This is a genomic window from Paraburkholderia aspalathi (genome assembly GCF_905220735.1).
In the GTDB taxonomy this organism is placed as follows: Bacteria; Pseudomonadota; Gammaproteobacteria; order Burkholderiales; family Burkholderiaceae; genus Paraburkholderia; species Paraburkholderia aspalathi.
The window spans coordinates 82,555-104,759 of the sequence record NZ_CAJNBA010000004.1; the positions used below are offsets into that span (position 1 = coordinate 82,555).

Here is a 22,205-nt window from a genome sequence, read left to right on the forward strand (position 1 = left end):
GCGCTGGATTTTTGTTTCCTCCATATAGGTGCAAGGGTGTCTTCAACCCCAATCCCGCGCGAGGAACATGTCTATGGCCGCTGAAATCTCGTTTAGAACCGAACATGATCTGCTTGGCGATCGTGACGTTCCCGCTCACGTCTACTATGGGGTTCACACGCTACGCGCGCTGGAAAATTTCCCGATTACCGGTTCGCCGATCTCGGTATACCCGGAGTTGATCAAGGCGCTGGCTTGCATCAAACAGGCCGCCGCACAGGCGAATCATGAGCTGGGCCTGCTCGACGCGACGCGTTGCGACGCCATCGTCCGAGCCTGCGCGGAATTGCTGGAAGGCAAGCTGCATGATCAGTTTGTGGTCGACGTCATTCAGGGCGGCGCGGGGACATCGACCAATATGAATGCGAACGAGGTGATCGCCAACCGAGCGCTCGAACTGTTGGGGAAGAAGAAAGGCGAATACCAGTATCTGCACCCGAATGAGCAGGTCAACATTGGCCAGAGCACCAACGATGTGTACCCCTCGGCCCTGAAAGTCGCGACATGGTTCGGCATTCTGGGTCTCATCGACGCGATGGCCGTTTTGCGGCGCGCTTTCGAAGCAAAGTCGGTGGAGTTCAAGGACGTTCTGAAAATGGGACGTACGCAATTGCAGGACGCGGTGCCGATGACGCTCGGCCAGGAGTTCAGCACCTACGCCGTGATGCTCGGAGAGGATGAAGAGCGGCTTCGGGAGGCGGCGCTGCTGATCTGTGAAATCAACATGGGCGCGACGGCGATCGGAACGGGCATTACCGCACATCCCGATTACGCACCGCTGATCCTGAAGCATCTCAAGGAAATTACCGGCATTCCGCTTGTCACGGCACCCAACCTCATAGAAGCGACGCAGGACTGTGGCGCTTTCGTTCAGTTGTCCGGCGTGCTCAAGCGCGTGGCAGTCAAGCTTTCAAAGACCTGCAACGACTTGCGCCTGCTCTCCAGCGGTCCCCGTGCGGGTCTTGGAGAAATCAACCTTCCGCCCATGCAGGCTGGCTCGAGCATCATGCCGGGGAAGGTCAACCCGGTCATTCCCGAAGTCGTCAACCAGATAGCGTTCGAGGTCATCGGCAACGACGTCACCGTGAGTTTCGCGGCCGAGGCCGGTCAGCTTCAGTTGAACGCATTCGAGCCGATCATCGCGCACAGCCTGTTCAAGAGCGTGACCCACCTGCGCAACGGCTGCCTGACGCTCGCCGAACGCTGCGTCAAAGGCATTACCGCCAACGAGGCGCACTTGCGCGCGTCGGTCGAGAACTCGATCGGCATCGTGACCGCGCTCAATCCGTACATCGGTTACGCCAACGCGACATCCGTCGCGATGGAGGCGCATGCCACGGGCGGACGCGTCTACGACATCGTGCTCGAGAGGGGGCTGTTGTCCGAGCAACAACTCGACGAGATCCTCAAGCCAGAGGTCCTCACGCAGCCCATGCCGCTTTATATGCCGCCGAAGCAGTAAAAGCGATCTGGACGTATGAAGCGCCCGGTGCCGAGCCGGGAGACGACGCGTTGCCCAGGTACCAATTGATTGATGCTCAACCCACGATCTAGCGCAGTTGCCGGAGACAGGAATTCATGAAGACGAACAAGCTTACTACGTGGATCATGGTCGCCATGGTTCTGGGGGTTGTTGTGGGTTATATCTGCAACATCAACGCACCCAATGCGAAAGCCGCCAAGGAGATCGCCGGTTATTTCTCGATCGCCACGGATGTGTTCCTGCGTCTGATAAAAATGGTCATCGCGCCGCTCGTGTTCGCGACCCTGGTGGGGGGTATCGCCAGCATGGGGGACTCGTCCGCCGTCGGGCGCATGGGCGTCAAGGCAATGGGGTGGTTCATCTCCGCCTCGGTGGTATCGCTGTTGCTCGGCATGTTGTTCGTGAACGTCCTGCAGCCGGGCTACGCGCTTAACCTGCCGCTGCCGGACATCGCCGCCACGACCAATCTGCAGACTTCCACGCTGAACGTGAAGGACTTCGTCACGCACGTTTTCCCGAGGAGCGTGTTCGAGGCGATGTCCCAGAACGAGGTCCTGCAAATTCTGGTGTTCTCACTGTTCTTCGGTTTCGCCATCGCGTCGTTCAAGGGCCGCGCCGGCCAGCATCTGCTCGCGCCGATCGAGGACCTGGGCAAGACGATGCTGCGCGTTACCGACTTCGTGATGCGCTTTGCCCCACTCGGCGTATTCGGCGCAGTGGCCGCCGCGATCACCGTTCAGGGCATCGGTGTGCTCGCGACCTACGGCAGGTTCATCGGCGAGTTCTACGTGGCCTTGCTGGTGCTGTGGGTGGCATTGATCGCGGCGGGCTATCTGTTTCTTGGCGCACGCGTATTTACGCTGCTCAAGCTGGTCAAGCAGCCAACCATCCTGGCTTTCTCGACCGCCAGCAGCGAGGCCGCCTATCCCGCGGTCATGGAGCAATTGAAGAAGTTCGGTGTGCCCGACAAGATCACCGGTTTCGTGCTGCCGCTCGGCTACTCGTTCAATCTCGACGGCTCGATGATGTACTCGGCCTTCGCGTCGCTGTTCATCGCCCAGGCCTATAACATCCAGCTCAGCCTGACGCAGCAGATCACCATGCTGCTGGTGCTGATGATCACGAGCAAGGGCATCGCCGGTGTGCCGCGGGCGTCGATCGTCGTGGTGGCTGCCGTTCTGCCGATGTTCAAGCTGCCCGAGGCCGGCGTTCTGCTGATTCTCGGCATCGACCAGTTTCTCGACATGGGCCGCACGGCGACCAACGTGATCGGCAACAGCATCGCCACCGCGGTGGTGGCCAAGTCGGAAGGCTTGCTGGGCGTCACCCGCGATACCGACGAGGACGACATGCTCGAGCCGCCTGAGCAGAACGCTCTGGCGAACTAGGGCGGAGTGGGGTTCGCTGGAGGGCTTGGACGCGCTGGGCCGTTGCCGGTACTCTATGGACGTTGCTCCTGCTCGAGACCGGCCTCCCATGCGCGCCAACGATGCTTTGCCTAAGCAAGCCGGCATGCCCGTGTTCCAGACGACGGGCGACGCCTGCTCATTCGGTAACGACGCGCTCGCGTTGCGCTGGACCGTCAGTGACGAACGGCTCGCCGATTTCTCGCTGATCGATTTCGCGGGGGAGCGCACGCTGCCCATCGTCGCGCCGTTCGCGCTATTGCTCGGTGACGGAAGTACGGTTGGCGTGGCCGAGCTGAAGATCCTTGCGCCACTGAACGAAACCGCGCTTGCACCCAACCCCCACGCGTCCTGTCTGGCCGAACGAATCGCAGGCCGACGCGTGAGCGCCACCCTCCTCGACGCCCAAGGCCGTCTGAAGGTGGAGTGGAGTGTGGAGCAACGCGAAGGCTCACGATACCTGCGCGAACAGCTGGCGATTACGGCGCTTCTTCGGGACGAAAATATCGCCGTCGTTTCTTTGTTGGAGACACGTGCTGCTGACGCACAGGCAAGCAGTGAACTGAAGGGCACGCCTGCCATCGCAGGCAATTTCTATCTGGGCTTCGAGCTGCCGCTGGCGGAAAGTCATGTGGACGGCGACAGCGTCAGCTTTACTCTGCAACGCGCATTGCCGCTGGAAAGGAACAGGACGCTGGTCTACTCCGCCGTGGCCGGCGTCGTGCGCGACGGCCAGTTACGGCGCGATTTCGCCACCTATCTGGAACGGGAGCGGGCTCACCCGTATCGCCCGTTTCTGCACTACAACAGCTGGGGCGACATCGGCTACCTCACACCGTACACGCAGGAGCAAGCGCTGGAGCGCATCGAAGCAATCGGCCGCGAGTTGCATGAAGCGCGCGGCGTTCAGATCGATTCGTTTCTGTTCGATGATGGCTGGGACGACCTTAGCGGCAGCTGGCATTTCAGCAAGGATTTTCCGCATGGCTTCGTTCCGCTGCGCGACGCTGCAGCACGATACGGCGCCGCGCCCGGCGTATGGCTGTCCCCGTGGGGTGGCTACTGTGCGCCGCAACAGGAGCGCGTGGCGCGCGGCCGTGCTGCTGGCTATGAGGTCATCGATAACGGACTCGCGCTATCGGGGCCAAATTACTATCGACGCTTTCACGACGTCGTGATGGCCTTGCTTGATGAGGACGGCGTCAACCAGTTCAAGTTCGACGGTACAGGCAACGCCGACAGGGTGTTTCCAGGCAGCCTCTTCGATAGCGACTGGGACGCGGCGATCCGGCTTATCGAAGACATCCGCGCGGCAAAACCCGAGACCTTCATCAATCTCACTACAGGGACGCATCCGTCGCCGTTCTGGCTGCGTTACGCAGACTCCATCTGGCGTGGTGGCAAAGATGACGATCTGGTGGGAACCGGCACCAACCGTGAGCGCTGGATCACCTACCGCGATGCGCAGACGTATCACAACGTCGTGGTGCGCAGTCCGCTCTTTCCGCTCAATTCGCTGATGCTGCACGGCATTCTCTATGCCCAGTGCAATCCGCGCCTCAATACGGCGGCAGGCGATGATTTTGCCAACGAAGTGCGTTCCTACTTCGGGAGCGGCACGCAATTGCAGGAGCTATACATTACGCCGGCGCTGCTCACCGAGTCTGACTGGAATGTGCTCGCGGACGCTGCCAGATGGGCGCGCGAAAACGCCGATGTACTGCGCGACAGCCACTGGATCGGCGGGGCACCGGACCAGCAAGCGGTTTACGGCTGGGCAGCGTGGGCGCAGCACAAGGCGATCGTGACGCTGCGCAATCCGGACAGCGGCGCGCAACGCTTCACGCTGGATCTGCGGCGACAACTGGAGTTGCCGGCTGCGGCGGCGGGGCGCTTCAATGCGCGTAGCGTTTGGCGTGAAGGGGCTTCCGATATTCCAGCATTGCTAGATGCCGATGTGCTGCAGGAAGTCCAGCTCGCGCCGTTCGAAGTGCTCACGCTGGAATTGTTGCCGATCGCTGAAGCGGAGTAGTGATGTGGATGTGGCCGCATTTTTTTGCCGCTTGCCCGGCATCGACACCACGGTGCTCGCGCTAAGACAACGTGTCCGCCAGTTCCACCGGCTTCGCCTGGGTCTGGTGCAGGTCGAAGATAAGCACTTCGTTGTCACCGCGGACGAGCCACGGCGCAGGGCAATACAGGCGCCTTTGCGGACCGATGTTCCAGTAGCGTCCGAGATTGTGCCCGTTGACCCAGACGACGCCCTTGGTCCAGTTGCTCATATCGAGCCAGGTGTCGCCGACTTCATCCAGCCCCAAGCTTGCCTTGAAAAACAGCCCGGGCTTCAGTGGGTTCGCGCAGTTTCCCCTCAGGTTGGCGATAAACGTTTCATCCATTGGCAGTAGGAAGACTTCCCAACCCTTGAGCGTGGCGAACGACCCATCGGCGATTTTCATCCTGACCGGATCGAGCAGTCCTTTGCGGTCGACGAGCGCGGGGCCGAAGTTGACCCGCCCCATGCCCTCCACGAGGATCTCCAACGATACCGGGCCACCTGAGTTCGACTCGCGCTCCGGCAACGTCGAAGGTAACGCGAGCGACGCGCGATGCATCATGTGGAGCGGCTGCGCGTACTCCGATGGTATTTGCGCCCTCGACACGCCGCCTACGTAGCGTTCGCCTACGAAAACCGTTGCATAGTCGTGAACACTGCCGATATCCAGCGCACCGCCTGCATACTCTTGCAACTGCTTGCGGTACAGCGCGAAGCCAAACGCCTGACCATAACTCTCGAAGGACTGTGGATCGATGCTCTGATCGCGCGGCAGCGCCGTGGGCAAGTTGTCCCAGATCGACGCGTAGAGCGTTGGCATCAAGGCAGCGATGCCTGTGCATTCGAGCGCGGCGATGGCACCAGGTATATCAGGCAACTGCGCAGGCAGGTAGCTGCCGATGATGTCGCGGTACTTCATATACTTCGGCATCGCCGCGCCCTGCTCGTTGATCGGCGCCGAATAGTCGTAGCTGGTGATGTCGGGTTGATAGTTGCCTGAATCATCCACGTTCGCGCCGGCATAGAAACCAAAGCTCGTACCGCCGTGAATGACATACAGATTGAACGACTGTTGCGACTGCATGAACGCGGTCAGGGTGTTCGAGAGGTCATAGTTCAATCCCGCGAAACCCGGTTCACCCCAATGAGTGAGCCACCCTGGGTACACCTCACCGGCCATCGCGGGCACCGCGGGAAATTTCCGGCGGACGGTTGCGATTTGTGCCGCATCGCCATTGCTCAACGCAATCGCACCACCGCTTACCGTGGTGCGATTGCGTTCGAGTTGCTGGAGGCCGTCTTCGGTGTAGAAAGGCCCGGTTACGCCTCCTTTGAGCCAAAGCTGCCTGAGCTCCTCGAGGTAAGCCGGATTGCTCGCATACGAACCGAATTCATTTTCGATCTGGATCATCAGGATCGGACCGCCGTGATCGATCAGTAACGGCTTAATACGCGGGACCAGTTCCTCGATGTAGCGAGCCACCGCCGCCATATAACGGGCATCGGTGGCCGAGTCGGTCCTTAACTGGACGTCCGGATCGCTCAACAGGTAAGAAGGGAGGCCTCCCAGATCCCATTCGGCGCAGACGTAAGGCCCTGGGCGCAGCAGTACCCACATTCCATCGGACTGGCACAGCCGTATGAAGGCCTCGATATCGCGGTTGCCGCTGTGGAAATCGAATACGCCCGGACGCGTCTCGTGGTAATTCCACATGATGTACAAGGCGATGCAATTCATCCCCATCGCCTTGGCCATCCTGATTCGATGCTGCCAATATTCGCGCGGGATGCGGGCCGGGTGCATCTCGCCGCTGCGAATCTGGAACGGCTCGCCGTCGAGCAGGAAGTGTTCGCCGTCAAGGCTGAAAGAGAAGGTGTGGCCGCATTCGAGGTTCACGGTGCACTCACACTTTGGCGCTTGAGGCGCGGTTGAACTAGGCGAAAGGTGAAAACCAGGCAACGGCCACCCTTTATCCGCACGGTTGTATACGTGGTATGCGCGTTGAACGCCTTGCTGATGGATTTCTCGCGCCCTAACCTGAATCTGACATTCAGCGGCCCGTCGAACAGTTTCCTGGGCCGGCCATCTCATGCAATCCATACATCGACGAACTCCCGATTTCGGAAGACGAAGATCTTATTGGAGAAGACATGCACGACAACCTCCTCCCGGTCATCATCACACGGAAATGGCAACTTGCCGAGAGTTACCATGCCGTCGAACTTCAAACCAGGTCCCGATCGGAGCTCCCGTCGTTTGACGATGGCGCTTGCATCACCCTTGTTCGCGACAACGTCATCTGCAAGGAGAGAATATATCCGCTGTGCTGTTTTATGTCCCGGCCGAGCGCATATGTAATCGCTGTGCGACAGGATGATGACGATACGGACGCAGAAGGAGCTGACATCTCGTTGAGTCAAGGAGACGAGGCGTTCATCGTGACGCCACGGAGTCCTTCAGTTATTTTAGGCGGCAGCACACGGTCTATTCTTTTTGCTGGAGGCGTTGGCGCCGCATCGATCGCGGGAATCGCGAATCGGCTTGCATCGGCAGGTCAAAAATTCGAGCTGCACAACTTCGCTCGATCACCGGAACGCGCAGTCTTCCGGAAAGAACTTGATGCGCTTAAAAGCGAGGGCAGGGTCCATCACCATTTTGGCTTGAATGCTGACCGATTGGAGCAGACCACTTCGCACGCGATGAGCCCGGCACATGCGAACACGCAGATCTACTGCAGTGGCCCCCCAGCATTTATGGACCTCATCGAGCGCCAGGCGCGCGACTGGGTGTATCCGGCTAATATCCACAAAATTGTTTTGGGTGACAGAAAAGAGTCATAGCGCGTCTTTTCCCGATGTGGTTCCGATTCAAGTTCAGTTGAGCGGAACGGTAAGCCTGTCGATTACGGCATGGGTCTGGGGTCGTACGCCGCGCCACCAGGCGAATGCTTCCGCGGCTTGCTCCACGAGCATGCCGACACCGTCCGCGACGCTCGCCACGCCCGCATTGCGTGCGAGTCTCAGGAAAGGCGTCAGTCGTTTGCCGTAGGCGAGTTCATAAGCCACACTGGTGGGGCTGAAAACGCTCGGCGGGACCGGCGGCAACTCGCCGGTGAGGCTGGCCGATGTCGCATTGACCACCAGGTCGAACTGCCCCATCCCCTCCAGATCACCGTACCCGCAGGTGGCCAGCGGACCGCTGCTCGCGACTTGTTCGACCAGGGCCTTTACCTTGGCGATGTCCCTGTTTGCGATGACCAGTTCAGCAGGGCGCGCGGCAATGAACGGTAGCAAAGCGCCACGCGCCGCGCCCCCCGCGCCAAGGACCAGCACGCGCTTGCCGGCCATCGGCAGACTCAGGTTGACTTCGATGTCGCGCAGCAGGCCGACACCGTCGAAGTTCTCGGCAACGATCCGGCCATCCTTGAAGCTCAACGCGTTGGCCGCACCGGCGAGCGTGGCGCGCTCGCTGCGCTCATCGGCGATCGCGAACGCCTTCAGCTTGAACGGCGCGGTCACGTTCATGCCTTTGCCACCGGCCGCTACGAACGCATGGACGGTCCCGGCGAAGGCGTCCTGCGGCTCGACTGGACCCTCGATGGCCGTATAGGACATGTCCTGCCGTGTCTCTTGCGCAAAGAGGCCATGGATCAACGGAGATTTCGTATGGCCGATTGGATTGCCGATCACGGCGTATTGGTCAGTCATCACGGCCTCAGCTTTGAATACAGCACACCATCGGTTTGCATTGCGTCGATTTCGGCGACGCTGAAGCGGAGCGACTGCGCGACTTCCGCGTTGTGTTGACCGAGATCGGGCGCGACCTCGCGAATCGTCGTGTCGCAATCGGAGAATCGGAACGGCAGGTTCGGCAGACGCAACTTCCCGTAGCGCGGGTGCTCCTGCTCGACGACCATGCCTCGCGCGACGATCTGCGGATCGGTGAGTACTTCGTCGATGCGTTGCACTTTCGCACAAGGCACGTCAATGCCATCGAGCAGGTCCAGCACCTGTGCGACCGGCTGGTTGGCCACCCAGGGTTTCACGATGGACAGAATCTCCAGCCGATTCGTATTGCGTCCCGCGAGGGTGTGAAAACGCGCGTCGGTGCCGAAGCCAGCGGGGCCGCCATGCGCTTCGATCAGCGCTGCGAAGCGCTTCCATGCATCGTCTACTTGCGCGGCGATCACAAGGTCGCCATCAGCGGCACGGAACACGCCGTAGAGCGTCGACGTCGGCATGTCGTGGCCGGTCTGCTCGGGGACGATGCCTTGCATCGTGTAGCACTGCACCGCGTACTCGTGCATCGACACCAGCGTGTCGTACAACGCCATATCGATGTGCTGGCCCCGGCCGCTCTTCACGCGACCGAGCAGCGCTGCGTTGATCGCCGCCACCGCGTGAATGCCGGTGTACATGTCGCCGAGCGAGATGCGCATCAGCGGCGGTGGCTCGCCGGGATTGCCGATCATCTGCATGATCCCGCTCTTCGCTTCGGCAATCAGGCCGAAGCCGGCGCGATGCGCGTCCGGTCCCGTATGACCATATGCCGAGATCGAGCAGTAGACCAGTTTCGGGTTGCGCGCGGACAGTTCGTCATAGCCCAGCCCGAGCTTGTTCAGTGCGCCGGGCCGGTAGTTCTCGACAAACACATCCGCCGAGTCGCACAGGCGCTGCATGAATTCCTTGCCGCGCGAGTCCTTCATGTCGACGCTAACGCCGCGTTTGCCCATATTGAGCTGCAGGAAGTAGCCGCTCTGTTCATCATCGAGCACGGTGGCGTGCTGACGTCCAGCATCGCCGCTGACCGGACGTTCGACCTTGATGACTTCGGCGCCGAGCGCCGCGAGGCAGCGCCCGACGTACGGGCCGGCGAGGAAGTGGCTGTAGTCGACGACGCGAATACCTTCGAGAGGACGGGCTTGCATCAGAACGCTCCCGGCCGGCGCGGCACCATCAGACGATGTTCGCCGTGCTGGACAACCTGGCCATCCTGATTGATCAGATCGGAAGGCAGCACGACGATGCCCCAGTCTGGACGACTTTTGCTCGCACGCATCGCGCCCACGCGGAATTTCACGTGCAGCACGTCGTTGACCTTGATCGGCAGATTGAAATCCCACGTCCAGCCGAGCGACATACCCGGCAGGAAACGGTAGGTGCTTTGGGTCTTGAGGCCATCGGCGATAGACAAGCCAAACAGACCGTGTGCGACGATCGATCCGAAGTGACTCGCGTTCGCGTATGCCTCGTCTACGTGGACCGGTGTGTGATCGCCAGTGAGATCGGCGTAGGCCAGAATGCGTTCCTTGGTCACCGTGTAAGTCGGGCTCACGCATTCGTCGCCTTCGCGGGCATCGTCCCAGTATTTATCGACGATCGTCATGTCACGCCTCCGCGCGCGGGTTGATATTCAGTGCACGCGCCACGCACGAGGCGGGCTTAGCCTGGATCAGTTCGACGGCGAGTCCGTCCGGCAGGCGCAACCAGTTGCGTCCCTGCGGCATTTCGCTGACATCGTATCGATGCGCGGCGGCGAGCGCCGCCTCCATGTCTTCGCACATCACGCCGAGATGGCCGAGCCTGCCTTCAGGCGCGTCATGGTTTGGGTTATGGATGAATTGCAGACCGCCAAGCGTCCAGTACTGCCGGGGTTTCTCGACCGTGCCGTCGATCTCGCGCATCGTCATGCCGAGCACGTCCTCGAAAAAACGGATGTGCCAGTGAATATCTTTCACCCAGATGGCGACGTGCTCCAGATAGGCCTTGCTGCCGTTCATGCGGTTGTCTCCCTATGTTGTCGGTCGGTCATGGCGCGCTCGACGCCCTTGATGCAGGCCACCAGCGTCGTGTTGACCGGGGTCGGCACGCCGTGCCGTTGTCCCCAGCGCACGACCGCGCCATTGATAAAGTCGATTTCGGTGATGGAGCCCTTTTCGAGGCTTTGCAACATCGAGGTCTTGAAGACCGGGGAGAGTCCTTCTCCGGCAAGCGTCCACGGGCGTTCGGGATCAGTGGTGGAGAGCTTCACACCGGCGGCGCGAGCGACCGCCATCGCTTCGGCGACCGCTGCGAGCGCGGTCGTCTTCAGAAGCGCTTCGTCGTAGAGTTGGCCGTACGTCAGGCCGGTGATACCGGTCAGCGCGCCAGTCGCGACATTGACCAGCAGCTTGTCCCACATCGTGCCGACGATGTTGTCGCTGACCGTGGTAGCCAGTCCGGCGGCGTTGAAGATTTCTGCGATTGCCGTTGCACGCGACGTAATCCGGCCGTCGAGTTCGCCGATGTAGGTGGCTTTGCCGGCGACGCCTGACTCGATGTGGCCCGGGTTGCGCATCACGCCGCCAACGTACGTCTTGCCAGCCAGCACGCGTTCGCGCTCCACGATGTCGGCGAGCACGTCTTCGTGCCCCAGGCCGTTCTGCAACGACAGGACCAGCGTTTCGGGTCCGATCAGCGCCAGTGCGCCGCGCATCGCGGCATCGGTATGAAATGATTTGACCAGCACGACAACCAGGTCGACGACGCCGGCCTCGGCCGCCTGTGTCGCCGCGCGGACCTTCACGCGACGGGAACCCTCCGCATCGTCCACCTGCAGACCATCACGCCTCATCGCCTCCACATGCACTGCCGAACGGTTCAGCAACCAGACCTCATTGCCGCCTTCGGTCAGCGCCGCGCCAATGGCGCAGCCCAGCGCCCCCGCACCCAGAATCGCAATCTTCACTGCCGTCTCCTTAATCTGGAGACCAAGATACGAGCCGATGTTCATATCGGCAATGCAATGAATACAATGGCGTCATTGCGGAGGGCAATAATCTTATGAACTCGACCGAACTTCCTGATCTGAAACTGCTGCAGCTTTTCGACCTCCTGTACGACGCCCGCAGCGTCACGCGTGTGGCCGAGCAGCTCGGACAAAGTCAGCCGACGATTAGCATCTGGCTCGGGCGCTTGCGGGAGCATCTACAGGACCCGTTGTTCATACGTACATCGGGCGGTATGGCGCCGACGCCGCAAGCCGATGCGCTGATCGGTCCGTGCCGGGAGATTCTCGAATCGCTGCGGCGCTTCGCTGCCTGGGAGATCGTGTTCGATCCAGCCACCGCGAAGCGGCGGTTCCGTATCTGTATGACCGACGCCAGCCACATAACGCTGCTTCCGCGGATGCTGGCGCACGTGCGCGCGCAGGCGCCGGGCCTACGCCTCGAAGCGACGAGGATTGACGGCAATACGGAACGGGCGCTGGAATCCGGTGAGGCCGACCTTGCGATCGGCCATGTGCCTTGGCTTGGCGGCGGGATTTACCAGCAGCAGCTTTATCTGCAGGACTGGGTCTGTCTGGCGAATCGCCGTCACCCGAGGTTAGGCGCCAAACTTGGCCTGAAGCACTATCGCGCGGAGGGACATGTCGCCATCACTGCGGGGACGGGAGCGCAACTGCTCGACCAGGCGCTGGTGCGTGAGCATATCGATCGCGACGTGGTGCTGGAGTTACCGGGTTTTCTCGGGCTCGGGGCGATCATCAAGAGTACCGACCTGATCGCCACGCTGCCGCGGCACATCGGTGAGACGCTGGCAAAGGTCAATGATCTGGCGGTCCATCCGTGCCCGGTTCCTGTGGAAGGTTTTGCCGTTCGGCAGCACTGGCACGCCAGATATCACCACGAAGCGGGCAACCGTTGGCTGCGTGGCCTGATGGTGCAATTGTTCGGAACCTCGGGCTGATCGGGCCGACCACTCTAGCTCAAAAAAAATTGCGCCGGAAAAAAACTAACTAGATCGTACAAATGCGTATAAACCCCGAAAGACATCAGATCGTGTTTGAACGACACTTCGTGCGGGTTTAGAGATCCAGGCGTCACTCATTGCTCATCCCTCTTCGTATTTGCACCGGCATGCTGAGCCGGGTAGTTCTGCACGCCTTAGCTTACCGGGGCGATTGCTGGTGTAAGGGATTGAGAGTTTGCGTAAGAAACCAAGAAAAGATTTTTAAAGAGGAGCAGAAATGAAAAAGGTAATAGCAACCTCAGCCCTTGGGTTGGTCGCCCTCGGCGCACACGCTCAGAGCAGCGTGACGCTGTACGGGATCGTCGATACGGGGATCGGTTATCAGAGCAGCCAGACGTCGCTCGGTTCGACGAGTGGCGGCCGCTCGGTAATCAAGATGCTGAACGGCATCTGGGCGGGCAGCCGCTTCGGCCTGAAGGGCTCCGAAGATCTGGGCGGCGGCACGAAGGCGATTTTCCAGTTGGAAGAAGGCTTTAACAGCGCAACCGGCGCACAGGCAGTCACTGGTCTGGCGTTCAACCGGCAGGCGTATGTCGGTGTGGCGAACCCCACCTACGGTACGTTCACGGCCGGCCGTCAATACACGTCGTACTACACGCTGCTGTCGCCGTATAGCCCGACCACGTGGCTGACGGGCGCATACGGCGCACACCCGGGCGATATCGATTCGCTGGATACGTTGTACCGCGTGAATAACTCGCTGGTGTACACGTCGCCGAGCATGCATGGCCTGACGGTGAGCGGTTCGTATGCGCTGGGTGGCGTGGCAGGCCGCACCAATGCCGGTTCGACGTATAGCGCGGCAATCCAGTACCTGAATGGTCCGTTCGGGATCGCGGCAGGCTACCAGCGCATCAATAACGCGGCGTCTGGCGGCGGTGCGTGGGACGCTAACTCCACGACGTCGAATGCGGGCGCGCAGGCGGGTGTGTCGGGCATCAATAACGGCTACCAGACGGCGCAGGCGCAGCAGCGCGTTGCGGTGACGGGCGGTTATGCGTTCAGCGCGCAATGGGACGTCTCGTTCTCGTACTCGAACGTGCAATACATCCCGGGCATCAACTCGAAGTTCCACAACGAGGCGATTTTCAACACCGCTGGCGCAGTGCTGCACTTCAAGCCGTTGACGGTGCTGGATCTGGCTGCCGGCTACAGCTATACGCGCGCCACGCAGTCGAATGGCATCTCGAGCTCGGCACGCTATCAGCAGTTCAACCTCTCGCAGTACTACAGCCTCTCCAAGCGCACCGGTCTGTACGCGCTGGAAGCCTATCAGCGTGCGGGCGGTCAGACGATCGGAACGAACGGCACGAGCATCATCAACGCAACGGCGGATATCGGCGACGGCCAGAACAGCGCGCCGTCCTCGTCACGCAGCCAGTTTGCTGCAGGCGTAGGCATCATCCACCGGTTCTAATTGCCAGGTGGCGTGGCGGCGTCTGTCGACGCCGCCACCGCAACACAGAAGTGCAGGTGGCTAAGGGTTTTTCCTGGGTCAAGAGGCTTGAAGAAGTATGTCGTGAATGCCGTTAAATGTACTAGATAGTTACAAATTGGGGCGGTCACATGAAGTTGTCCACCAAGTTGCTGGCTCTGGTCGTCGCGGCCTTGCTCGGCGTCGTACTCGTGGCGGCAACTGCCGTTCAGACTGTACGCAGCTCGCTTGTCGACAGTCGGCGGGAGCAGATCGTTATTCTTCTCACGAAAGCCGAGCATCTTGTCAATCACTACCACGACCTGCAGTCGCGTGGCGTGATGACGCGCGACCAGGCCCAACAGGCCGCCAAAGACGCCGTCTCCCAGCTTAATGCGAACACGAAGAGCTACTACTGGGTCACCACGGCCGATGGCGTGAACCTGGTCCACCCGAATGCCAAGTTCATCGGGACCAAGGCTAAGGGCAATAAAACCACGACCGGATTGACCGACAGCGAGGCTTACCGTCAGGGCATGGAGGCTTCGCATATCGCGCTCGTCGACGTACTCGTGAAGCGCACGCCGGATGCGGACCCGGAGCCAAAGTTGCAAGGCGTGGTCGCGATACCCGATTGGGACTGGTGGATCGGCACCGGATTTTTCTATGACGACATCAACGCCGCGTTTATCAAGCTCGTCATCGTTCTGGGGTCCATTGCAGCCGTCATCTTCACCGCGGTTGGTGTGATCGCATGGACCGTGACGCGCAGCGTGAAGCGGGCGCTCGGCGGGGAGCCTGCTTACGCGGCTCATATCGCCACGCAAATCGCGGACGGCAATTTGGGCATCGAGGTTGAAGTGGGTCGGGCGTTACCGGGCAGCCTGCTGTACGTGCTGAACGACATGAAGTCAAAGCTCGCGGCCGTCGTGTCGGAGATTCAGTCGGCGAGTCATTCGATCGCGACCGGTTCAGGCGAAATCGCACAAGGTAACCTCGATCTGTCGCAACGCACTGAAGAGCAGGCGGCGTCATTGCAGGAAACGGCTGCCAGCATGGAGCAGATTACGGCGACCGTTAAGCAGAACGCAGACAACGCAAGACAGGCAAACGGGCTCGCCAATGCCGCGACCGAGGCCACAGCGCGTGGGGGTTCCGCGGTGCAGGAAGTGGTCGGCACGATGAAGCAGATCGAGAGCGAGTCGAAGAAGATCGCCGAGATCACCGCGGTCATCGAAGGCATTGCCTTTCAAACCAACATCCTTGCGCTCAACGCCGCTGTCGAGGCAGCGCGGGCAGGCGAGGAAGGGCGCGGTTTTGCTGTCGTGGCCGGCGAGGTCCGCGCCCTTGCGCAACGCAGCGCTGCAGCCGCGAAAGATATCAAGAGCCTGATCCAGGCGTCGGTGGCGAATGTCAGCGGCGGCACGCGGCTGGTCGAGGTAGCCGGTGGCAGGATGGCCGAGATCGAGCAGTCGATTCGCCGGGTAACGGACATCATGGGCGAGATTTCCTCCGCATCGGACGAGCAGAGCACTGGCATTGAGCAGGTCAGCCGCGCGGTGTCGCAGATGGATGAAGTGACGCAGCAGAATGCTGCGCTGGTGGAGCAGGCGGCTGCGGCTGCGGCGTCGCTCGACGAACAGGCGGCGCGCCTGCGTTCTGTGGTGGCGGTATTTCGGGTGGCTGGGCAATAGGTTGTTGTCAACGGATGTATCGTGAATCCCCGTTGCCCAGATTGTTGATCTGTATGTCTAAATATATTGTTGTTTTTTAGAAAATCAATTTTCGACAGGGATCCCCATCGAGTTCTGAAACGAGAGGCTGCGCTCAGGATTGCGTGTCAGTGCGATAGCCATGGCCGCGACGAGCGCCGATCCCGCGAAGGCGAAGAAATTCCACTTGACGTCGACACCTTGTGCCACCAGATAGGCGCCCACCATCGGACCGCTCATCGCGCCGAGGCGGCCGATGCCCACGGCCCAACCCGTTGCGCTCGCCCTTGCATGGGCGCGGTAGTAGTTGGCGATGAAGCCGAGTTGAACCATCGCGACACCGATGCTTCCGAAACCAGCCAGCGCGACCAGGATGTAGTTGACGACGAGACTGCTCTTGATCGCGAGCCCCGAGATTGCCAGGGCGCCGATCACGTATCCGCCACAGATGGTTTTGCGTACGCCCAGGCGGTCGCTGATTCGGCCGATCAGGATTCCGCCAATGGCGGACGACAGCATGAAGACTGCGAGAAACGAAAGGCTTGAGCCGAGGTCGTAGCCCAGTTTGCGCATCAACTGCGGCAGCCATGTCCCCAATCCATAGATCACGAGGACGGCAGCGATCTGCGCGATCCAGAGACTGATCGTCGCCCATCGATTCTGTTTTGAGAACACTTCGCCAAACACGGTGCCGATCGAAGGTTTGGGCAGTGCGTCTTTCGGGAGGTGTTCCGGGCCGAACATCCTGATGCCGAGTTTGGCGGCGAGAACTTGCGCCTGTGCCTGTTTTCCACGAGCGATCAGAAAATCGAGTGATTCTGGCAACAGGTACAGCAGAAGCGGAAGCGCGATGAGCGGACTTGCGCCGAGCGCGACGACGAACCGCCATCCATGCGAACTGAGAAAAGCGATCCCGATCAATGCCGACAGCAGCGCACCAATCGAATAGCCCGAGTACATCAGCGCAAAGTTCAGATTGCGTTTCCCGGATGGCGAATACTCGACTGTTAGCGCGGCAGCGGCGGAAATGACACCACCCAGACCGAGTCCACCAGCAAAACGCGCGACTGAAAATGCAAAGGGCGTTGGCGACCAGGCTGCGCCGAGCATCGATACCGAAAACAACGCGACACATCCAACTAACAGCCGCTTGCGACCCACCAGGTCGCTGACGACGCTGATGAAATATGACCCGAACAGCGTGCCGAAGAGCGCGGCGCTGCCCATTGCGCCAATTTCGATCGGCGTCAGCTTCCAGGCCTGATCGGCGAGCAGAGACGGCACGATCGTGCCCATCACGCCGATGTCGTAGCCTTCCGCGACAATCGTCAGGAAACAGAGGATCAGAACCAGATAGGTGGTTCGCGCAGGTGGATCGAACGGGTGGCTTGCTGAACTATCGGATAGTGCGGCCATTGAAGACACCTCAGGTGGTGAGCAACACAGATCATGGGTAGGAGCGTTATGGCTTCTCGCTCGTGACCAGGCTTGTGTGCAAAGCCATCCGTCCACACAGGGCGGCCGGACGCGACGCCAGGACCGATGCACCAGGCGGCCGTTGCGTCGCTTCGAATCCGGATACGCGCGGAAAGCAGCCGACGTTGCGGCCTAAATACAGAATGGCATTCTTTATTGTGGCGTGTCAAAGAATTTCAAAATTGTCTTTTTATTTTTTCTTCTGACAACCGGCGAGCGGCACCGGCGGGAACCGGCGCGGCAGTGTTCAGCGGGCCTTCGGACCCGTGTCGCCCAGCAACAGATCAGTCATCAATGCGGCGATTCGTTCGATATCCCGCACGTCGCCGATGCGATGGTTGATGACGAAGCCGTCGAACGCCATCCAGATCACATGCGAGATCAGATCGTCGCGTGCGACTTCCGCGCGCTCGGGCGGCAACGATTCGCGCAGCAGCCTGGTCAGAAATCCTTCCACCGAATCGAGCAGTTTCACGGGCTTTCCCATGTTCGGCGGCGCGCTTGCCAACGCGTCGATCAGTGCATTCGCGAATGCCTGGTCGGAGGCTGGAATGTCAGCCCATAGGCCCGTCAGGATTCGTCGGATCTTTTTCTTCGGATTGGACAACAGCACCACTTCCGCTCGAAGCGCGTCGAGCTGCTTCATCAGCCATGGCTGGTAGAGCTCGTACAGGATGATGAGCTTCGAATCGAAATAGACGTAGAGATTGGCCACGGTCGTGCCGGCCTGGCGCGCGATTTCGGTCATCGTGGTCGCGGAATAGCCCTTCTCGCTGAACGCCGAAAATGCGGCGGCCAGAATCGCCTCCCGTACTTCTGCTTTTTTTACCTGCGGCACTGGATCCCCTGAATCGGTTGGTTTTCGCATTCTGGCGGAGAGGGCCGGAGCGATATCCCCGCCTGCACGCTCGTCATTCTAGCAACCGTCCTCGCGGCGTGAACGATCGAGTCGCGCATCGGCGCTCAACACCTTTGGCCGGAAAGACTTGACAGCATAATTTTTCAAAAACAGAATGACATTCGTTATTCGACGAATTGCATGTTCCTGTTGAGGATTTTTGCTGATGAACGAGATACCCGCCCCGGAAGGCACGCTCACTGCGCGGTATGCGCATCTCGGCTCGGGCTTGATCCCGGTCGAACCTTACATCTCGGCCGAGTACTACGAGCGGGAAAAGGCCCATATCTTCAAGAAGACCTGGCTGCAGGTCGGCCGGGTGGAGGAGATTCCCGCTGCCGGTGACTACTTCGTTAAAAAACTGGACGCTTGCGACACGGAAGTCATCGTGGTGCGCAACAAGCAGGGCCAGATTCGCGCGATGCACAACGTGTGTTCGCATCGGCTCAACCAGATTGCGTATGACAAGAGCGGCCACACGCGCAAGTTCTTCTGCAAGTTTCACGGCTGGGCGTACGACCTCGACGGCAAGCTGACGGGTGTGCCGGACGAAAAGTGTTTCTTCGGGATCGATTTCAAGGATTACGCGCTGACCCGCGTTGCTTGCGACGTGTGGCAGGGCTTCATTTTCGTCAACATGGATCCGGACCCGAAGATGTCGCTGGACGACTTCATGAAGCCGATGTACGGCGACATCGAAGGCTATCCGTTCGACAAGATGACGGTTGGTTTTGCATGGGAGACGGTGGTGGATTGCAACTGGAAGCTGGCGCTCGACGCATTCCAGGAGGCGTATCACGTCGCCTACGTGCACGGCAATTCGATCGCCGATGCAATCGACAGGAGCGAGGGTGGAAGCATGCCGCCGCTCGACGCGTTGTGCGGCGACTTGCATCGACGGCTGTCTCTCGCGGGCAACCAGAAGTCGGTCTACGGTAATCCGAAAGCTGTTACGTCAGGCGGCGTGGCCGCCAGCGAGGCGCTGTCCGATGCCGGTTCCAAACGGCCGATTGCCGCGTCGGCCTTGCGTGCGGGCATCGGCAGCGCGCGCCATGCGTTTCCGCTCGACGCATTGCCCAAAGGCGTGAACTGGACCCAAAGCCCGAACTGGCTGTTCGATATCAACGTCGTGTTTCCGGACTTCTATCTGTCGCTGCGGCCCAACTATTGCCAGGCATACAACTTCCGGCCGATCGCGCACAACAGGACGCTGCTCGAAGCGCGCGTGTACTACCCGGAAATGACGACGCCGGGTGGCCGCTTCTTCCTCGAGTACATGAAGGTGGCGCTGCGCGACGTGCTCCTCGAAGATTTGAGCACACTCGAACGCACGCAGCGTGCTGCGGAAACGGGCGTGAAGAAATTCATGGTGCTGCAGGACAACGAACTGCTGGTTCGTCACAGCTATCACGTCATCGAACGCCTGCTGGCCGAAGCGGAAGCGGACGCGGAAGGTAAAGCGGCCGTCAGCAAAGCCGAAGTGGTTACGGAGTAAAGATCATGGAACAGAAAATCATCGTCATGCCAAAGCGTGAGGCGCGAACCGTGCCGGTTGCACTGCCCGAAGTGTTCAGCGATCTGGCTTGTTTTGTCGGAATCTGGGCGCTGCCCACCGAGACCCAGCGCAACACGCAACGCCATACCGTCGGCATGGACGCGATCGTCGAGTTCAAGGACGCGATGCTGCCGAAGGTCGACGAGATCGTTGAATGGCTGAACCAGTACGAACTCGCCAGCCTGCCGGAAGAAGCGAAAACGCTGATGTACCTGTTGCTTTCGTTTGCGGAGATCGCGCCGGCCGTCGAGTTTTACCAGCAGCCGGCGGTGATCGACGGATACGATCCGCGCCGGTTCGTCGCCGATGAAACGTTCACGATGCGTCCGGCCATCTGAAACTGCCGCGACGTGCTAATTCGGATCAGGAGAGCGTTATGCCGAAGTGTCGGATATTTGGAATCGACGATGGCCTCAAGCAGGTCGTCGCCGACGGACTCTATATGAAGACGATGATCGGCCAAACGATAAGCGTTGCCGTTATCAAGTTTGTGGAAGCCGCCGGGCGCGGGCTGCCCGCGAAGGCGCACGATCACGGCGAGGAAGCATCGTTGCAGGTGCGCGGTGCGTGTTCGATCTTCGAGGTGCACGCCGGCGGCCCGGAGATCGAGCGACCGATGAATGCCGGCGAGGCGATGATCATCCCCGCCGGGTTGAGCCATTACGGTGTGAATCGCTTCGAAGGCGCGGGCGTCAGCATGAGGCTCAACGTGGTGACACCGCCGCGCGCCGAATACGGCAGCGGTGACGAAACCCCGTATTACCCGCTCGCCGATCGGGAGAACGCATCGTGACCCGCATCGAGCAGTGCCTGCTGGTTTCCGAGCCGGCTGCATCGTCAGCCATGCAGACCGCGGACGGCGATGCGCTGGCCGCCACAACACAATTGCTGTCACGCGACGAAACCGTCGAGTTCGGCGAAGACGTGCTGGGCGAAGAGGTCGGTGCGGTGCTCGAAGGACGCGTCGACATTGTCGCGGCACACGAGCATTACATCCTGTCTGAAGGCGAGGCGATCCTTATTCCGCCCAACGAACCGCGCCGCTATACGTGCGTGTCGGACCGCTGCGTGCTGTACCGCGTGACGGTGCGTATCGCTGCGGATCAGGAGCGTCAGCCATGACTGCGTCGCATATCGCGATTGTCGGCGCTGGGCACGCTGGCGGACGTGTCGCGCAGCATCTGCGCGCGCTCGGGCACGCCGGCCGAGTCACGCTGATTGGCGCGGAAGCGCATGCGCCTTATGAGCGCCCGGCGCTGTCCAAGGATTTGCTACTCGGCACGAGTGCCCAGGAAAGCCTCGCGCTGGCGCCTGCGGAATTCTGGTCGGTAGACGCGTTGACGGCTGCGCGTATCGAACGGATTCACGCGTGCGCCGATTCGCTCGATATCGACGCACGGCGCGTGCAACTGGACAACGGACGCAGCGTCGATTTCGACCTGATGGTGGTTGCCACGGGCGGCGAGGCGCGACGTCCCGCTTTCATGACCGCGGCAATGCCCGGCGTACACGTGCTCAGAACACTTGATGACTGCCTTGCGTTGAAAGAGTCGCTCGTGGGGTGCAGACGGCTTGCGATTATCGGGGCGGGCGTGATCGGAATGGAAGTCGCGTCGACTGCGATCGCGCTCGGCGTGCCCGTTACCGTACTCGAAGCGGGCAACGGCATCATGAATCGCTGTCTGCCGCCTCTCGTGGCCGGTTGGTTGGCGCAGCAGCACACCGCGCGAGGCGTCGAGTTGCATACGGGCGTCAGTGTCGAGCGGATCGTGGCGGCGGAGAGGCAACAGACGAATGTGCTCCGGCTGCGAGTCGATGCCACACGCAATGGCGTGCCGTTTGGCGTCGACGCGGATTGCGTGCTGGTTGCGATCGGCGTCGATTGCAATCCGCGTTTTCTGAAGCACACGGGCCTGTCTGATGCGCGCGGTATCACCGTGGATGCGTTCTGCCGAAGCCCGCAATTGCCATGGCTTTACGCGGCTGGCGACGTCGCCTGCACGCTCGACAGTGACGCCGGTTTTCATTTGCGCCAGGAAACCTGGCGCAACGCGGAGAACCAGGCACGCGCCGTCGCGGAAATCATTATGGGGTGCACGCAACCGTATCGGGAAACGCCGTGGATGTGGACCGATCAGCTCGGCCACGCGATTCAGGTAACCGGTCTGCCTGAGGCTACCGATGCAACCGTTGTGCGCGGCGATCTGAATGCGGCGAACGCGACCGTCATATCGCTGCGTGACGGCTGCGTGAGCGCCGGCGTCACGATCAACCAGAGCCGCGACCGGCGCTATCTGGAAGCGCTTGTCAAATCACGCAAGCGGATCGATCCGCAACAGCTTGGCAACGCGCTGGTTTCACTGAAGGAGCTGGTTTGA

General features: G+C 60.6%; 20 protein-coding genes. 12 read left to right on the top strand and 8 right to left on the bottom strand.

Annotated elements, in window-relative coordinates; all coding sequences use genetic code 11:
* The first annotated feature begins 73 nt into the window (after positions 1-73).
* From aspA to KHO30_RS23185, 3 genes are all read left to right on the top strand, one after another.
* Positions 74-1,501 carry an aspartate ammonia-lyase gene (aspA, locus tag KHO30_RS23175; RefSeq protein ID WP_211702464.1) on the top strand — a complete coding sequence of 476 codons (1,428 nt, stop codon included), beginning with the start codon at positions 74-76 and terminating at the stop codon, positions 1,499-1,501.
* A gap of 116 nt (positions 1,502-1,617) precedes the next feature.
* Positions 1,618-2,910, top strand: coding sequence for a dicarboxylate/amino acid:cation symporter (locus KHO30_RS23180; RefSeq protein ID WP_211702465.1), 1,293 nt, complete (start codon positions 1,618-1,620; stop codon positions 2,908-2,910).
* A gap of 88 nt (positions 2,911-2,998) precedes the next feature.
* Positions 2,999-4,960 (top strand): alpha-galactosidase, encoded by a 1,962-nt coding sequence (locus tag KHO30_RS23185; protein WP_211702466.1) that lies wholly within the window; start codon positions 2,999-3,001, stop codon positions 4,958-4,960.
* 61 nt (positions 4,961-5,021) lie between these two features.
* Here KHO30_RS23185 and KHO30_RS23190 read toward each other — a convergent pair whose 3' ends face one another.
* The gene (locus KHO30_RS23190; RefSeq protein WP_211702467.1) at positions 5,022-6,878 is read right to left on the bottom strand and encodes a beta-galactosidase; all 1,857 of its coding nucleotides are present in this window, start codon (positions 6,876-6,878) and stop codon (positions 5,022-5,024) included.
* Between the two features lie 254 nt (positions 6,879-7,132).
* On the opposite strand from KHO30_RS23190, the gene KHO30_RS23195 reads away from it, so the two are divergent.
* A complete protein-coding gene (locus KHO30_RS23195; RefSeq protein ID WP_211702468.1) occupies positions 7,133-7,822 on the top strand; it encodes a ferredoxin reductase domain-containing protein in 690 nt (229 codons plus the stop codon).
* A gap of 33 nt (positions 7,823-7,855) precedes the next feature.
* Here KHO30_RS23195 and aroE read toward each other — a convergent pair whose 3' ends face one another.
* The 5 genes from aroE to KHO30_RS23220 are packed head-to-tail and all read right to left on the bottom strand — an operon-like array spanning position 7,856 to position 11,708.
* Entirely contained in the window at positions 7,856-8,689 is an 834-nt protein-coding gene (gene aroE / locus KHO30_RS23200) for a shikimate dehydrogenase (protein ID WP_200621241.1), read from the bottom strand.
* Positions 8,689-9,909, bottom strand: coding sequence for a CaiB/BaiF CoA transferase family protein (locus KHO30_RS23205; protein ID WP_211702469.1), 1,221 nt, complete (start codon positions 9,907-9,909; stop codon positions 8,689-8,691). Before KHO30_RS23205 ends, aroE begins: the two co-directional genes overlap by 1 nt.
* The gene (locus tag KHO30_RS23210) at positions 9,909-10,367 is read right to left on the bottom strand and encodes a MaoC family dehydratase (protein ID WP_093635361.1); all 459 of its coding nucleotides are present in this window, start codon (positions 10,365-10,367) and stop codon (positions 9,909-9,911) included. Before KHO30_RS23210 ends, KHO30_RS23205 begins: the two co-directional genes overlap by 1 nt.
* A gap of 1 nt (position 10,368) precedes the next feature.
* A complete protein-coding gene (locus tag KHO30_RS23215) occupies positions 10,369-10,761 on the bottom strand; it encodes a VOC family protein (RefSeq protein ID WP_093635363.1) in 393 nt (130 codons plus the stop codon).
* Positions 10,758-11,708, bottom strand: coding sequence for a ketopantoate reductase family protein (locus KHO30_RS23220; RefSeq protein WP_211702470.1), 951 nt, complete (start codon positions 11,706-11,708; stop codon positions 10,758-10,760). Before KHO30_RS23220 ends, KHO30_RS23215 begins: the two co-directional genes overlap by 4 nt.
* A 95-nt stretch (positions 11,709-11,803) precedes the next feature.
* Here KHO30_RS23220 and KHO30_RS23225 point away from each other — a divergent pair, with 95 nt between their 5' ends.
* The 3 genes from KHO30_RS23225 to KHO30_RS23235 all read left to right on the top strand — a co-directional run bounded on the left by KHO30_RS23225 (position 11,804) and on the right by KHO30_RS23235 (position 15,880).
* A complete protein-coding gene (locus tag KHO30_RS23225; RefSeq protein ID WP_200621237.1) occupies positions 11,804-12,709 on the top strand; it encodes a LysR family transcriptional regulator in 906 nt (301 codons plus the stop codon).
* A 280-nt stretch (positions 12,710-12,989) separates the two neighbouring features.
* Positions 12,990-14,189, top strand: a complete 1,200-nt coding sequence (locus KHO30_RS23230; RefSeq protein ID WP_211702471.1) for a porin — start codon at positions 12,990-12,992, stop codon at positions 14,187-14,189.
* A gap of 149 nt (positions 14,190-14,338) precedes the next feature.
* Positions 14,339-15,880 (top strand): methyl-accepting chemotaxis protein, encoded by a 1,542-nt coding sequence (locus KHO30_RS23235; protein WP_211702472.1) that lies wholly within the window; start codon positions 14,339-14,341, stop codon positions 15,878-15,880.
* Between the two features lie 84 nt (positions 15,881-15,964).
* On the opposite strand, the gene KHO30_RS23240 is transcribed toward KHO30_RS23235, so the two are convergent.
* Positions 15,965-17,314 (bottom strand): MFS transporter, encoded by a 1,350-nt coding sequence (locus KHO30_RS23240; RefSeq protein ID WP_211702473.1) that lies wholly within the window; start codon positions 17,312-17,314, stop codon positions 15,965-15,967.
* 307 nt (positions 17,315-17,621) lie between these two features.
* The gene (locus KHO30_RS23245) at positions 17,622-18,212 is read right to left on the bottom strand and encodes a TetR/AcrR family transcriptional regulator (RefSeq protein WP_175050674.1); all 591 of its coding nucleotides are present in this window, start codon (positions 18,210-18,212) and stop codon (positions 17,622-17,624) included.
* A gap of 226 nt (positions 18,213-18,438) precedes the next feature.
* On the opposite strand from KHO30_RS23245, the gene KHO30_RS23250 reads away from it, so the two are divergent.
* From KHO30_RS23250 to KHO30_RS23270, 5 genes are read left to right on the top strand one after another with little or no spacing between them, the layout of a single operon-like run.
* The gene (locus KHO30_RS23250) at positions 18,439-19,767 is read left to right on the top strand and encodes an aromatic ring-hydroxylating oxygenase subunit alpha (protein ID WP_211702474.1); all 1,329 of its coding nucleotides are present in this window, start codon (positions 18,439-18,441) and stop codon (positions 19,765-19,767) included.
* Positions 19,768-19,772: 5 nt separating this feature from the next.
* Positions 19,773-20,165 carry a hypothetical protein gene (locus KHO30_RS23255; RefSeq protein ID WP_211702475.1) on the top strand — a complete coding sequence of 131 codons (393 nt, stop codon included), beginning with the start codon at positions 19,773-19,775 and terminating at the stop codon, positions 20,163-20,165.
* Between the two features lie 38 nt (positions 20,166-20,203).
* Complete coding sequence (locus tag KHO30_RS23260; protein ID WP_200618525.1) at positions 20,204-20,620, top strand: cupin domain-containing protein; 417 nt, start codon at positions 20,204-20,206, stop codon at positions 20,618-20,620.
* Complete coding sequence (locus KHO30_RS23265; protein WP_093641535.1) at positions 20,617-20,949, top strand: cupin domain-containing protein; 333 nt, start codon at positions 20,617-20,619, stop codon at positions 20,947-20,949. The genes KHO30_RS23260 and KHO30_RS23265 overlap by 4 nt, the downstream gene beginning before the upstream one ends.
* A complete protein-coding gene (locus KHO30_RS23270; protein WP_200654693.1) occupies positions 20,946-22,205 on the top strand; it encodes an NAD(P)/FAD-dependent oxidoreductase in 1,260 nt (419 codons plus the stop codon). The genes KHO30_RS23265 and KHO30_RS23270 overlap by 4 nt, the downstream gene beginning before the upstream one ends.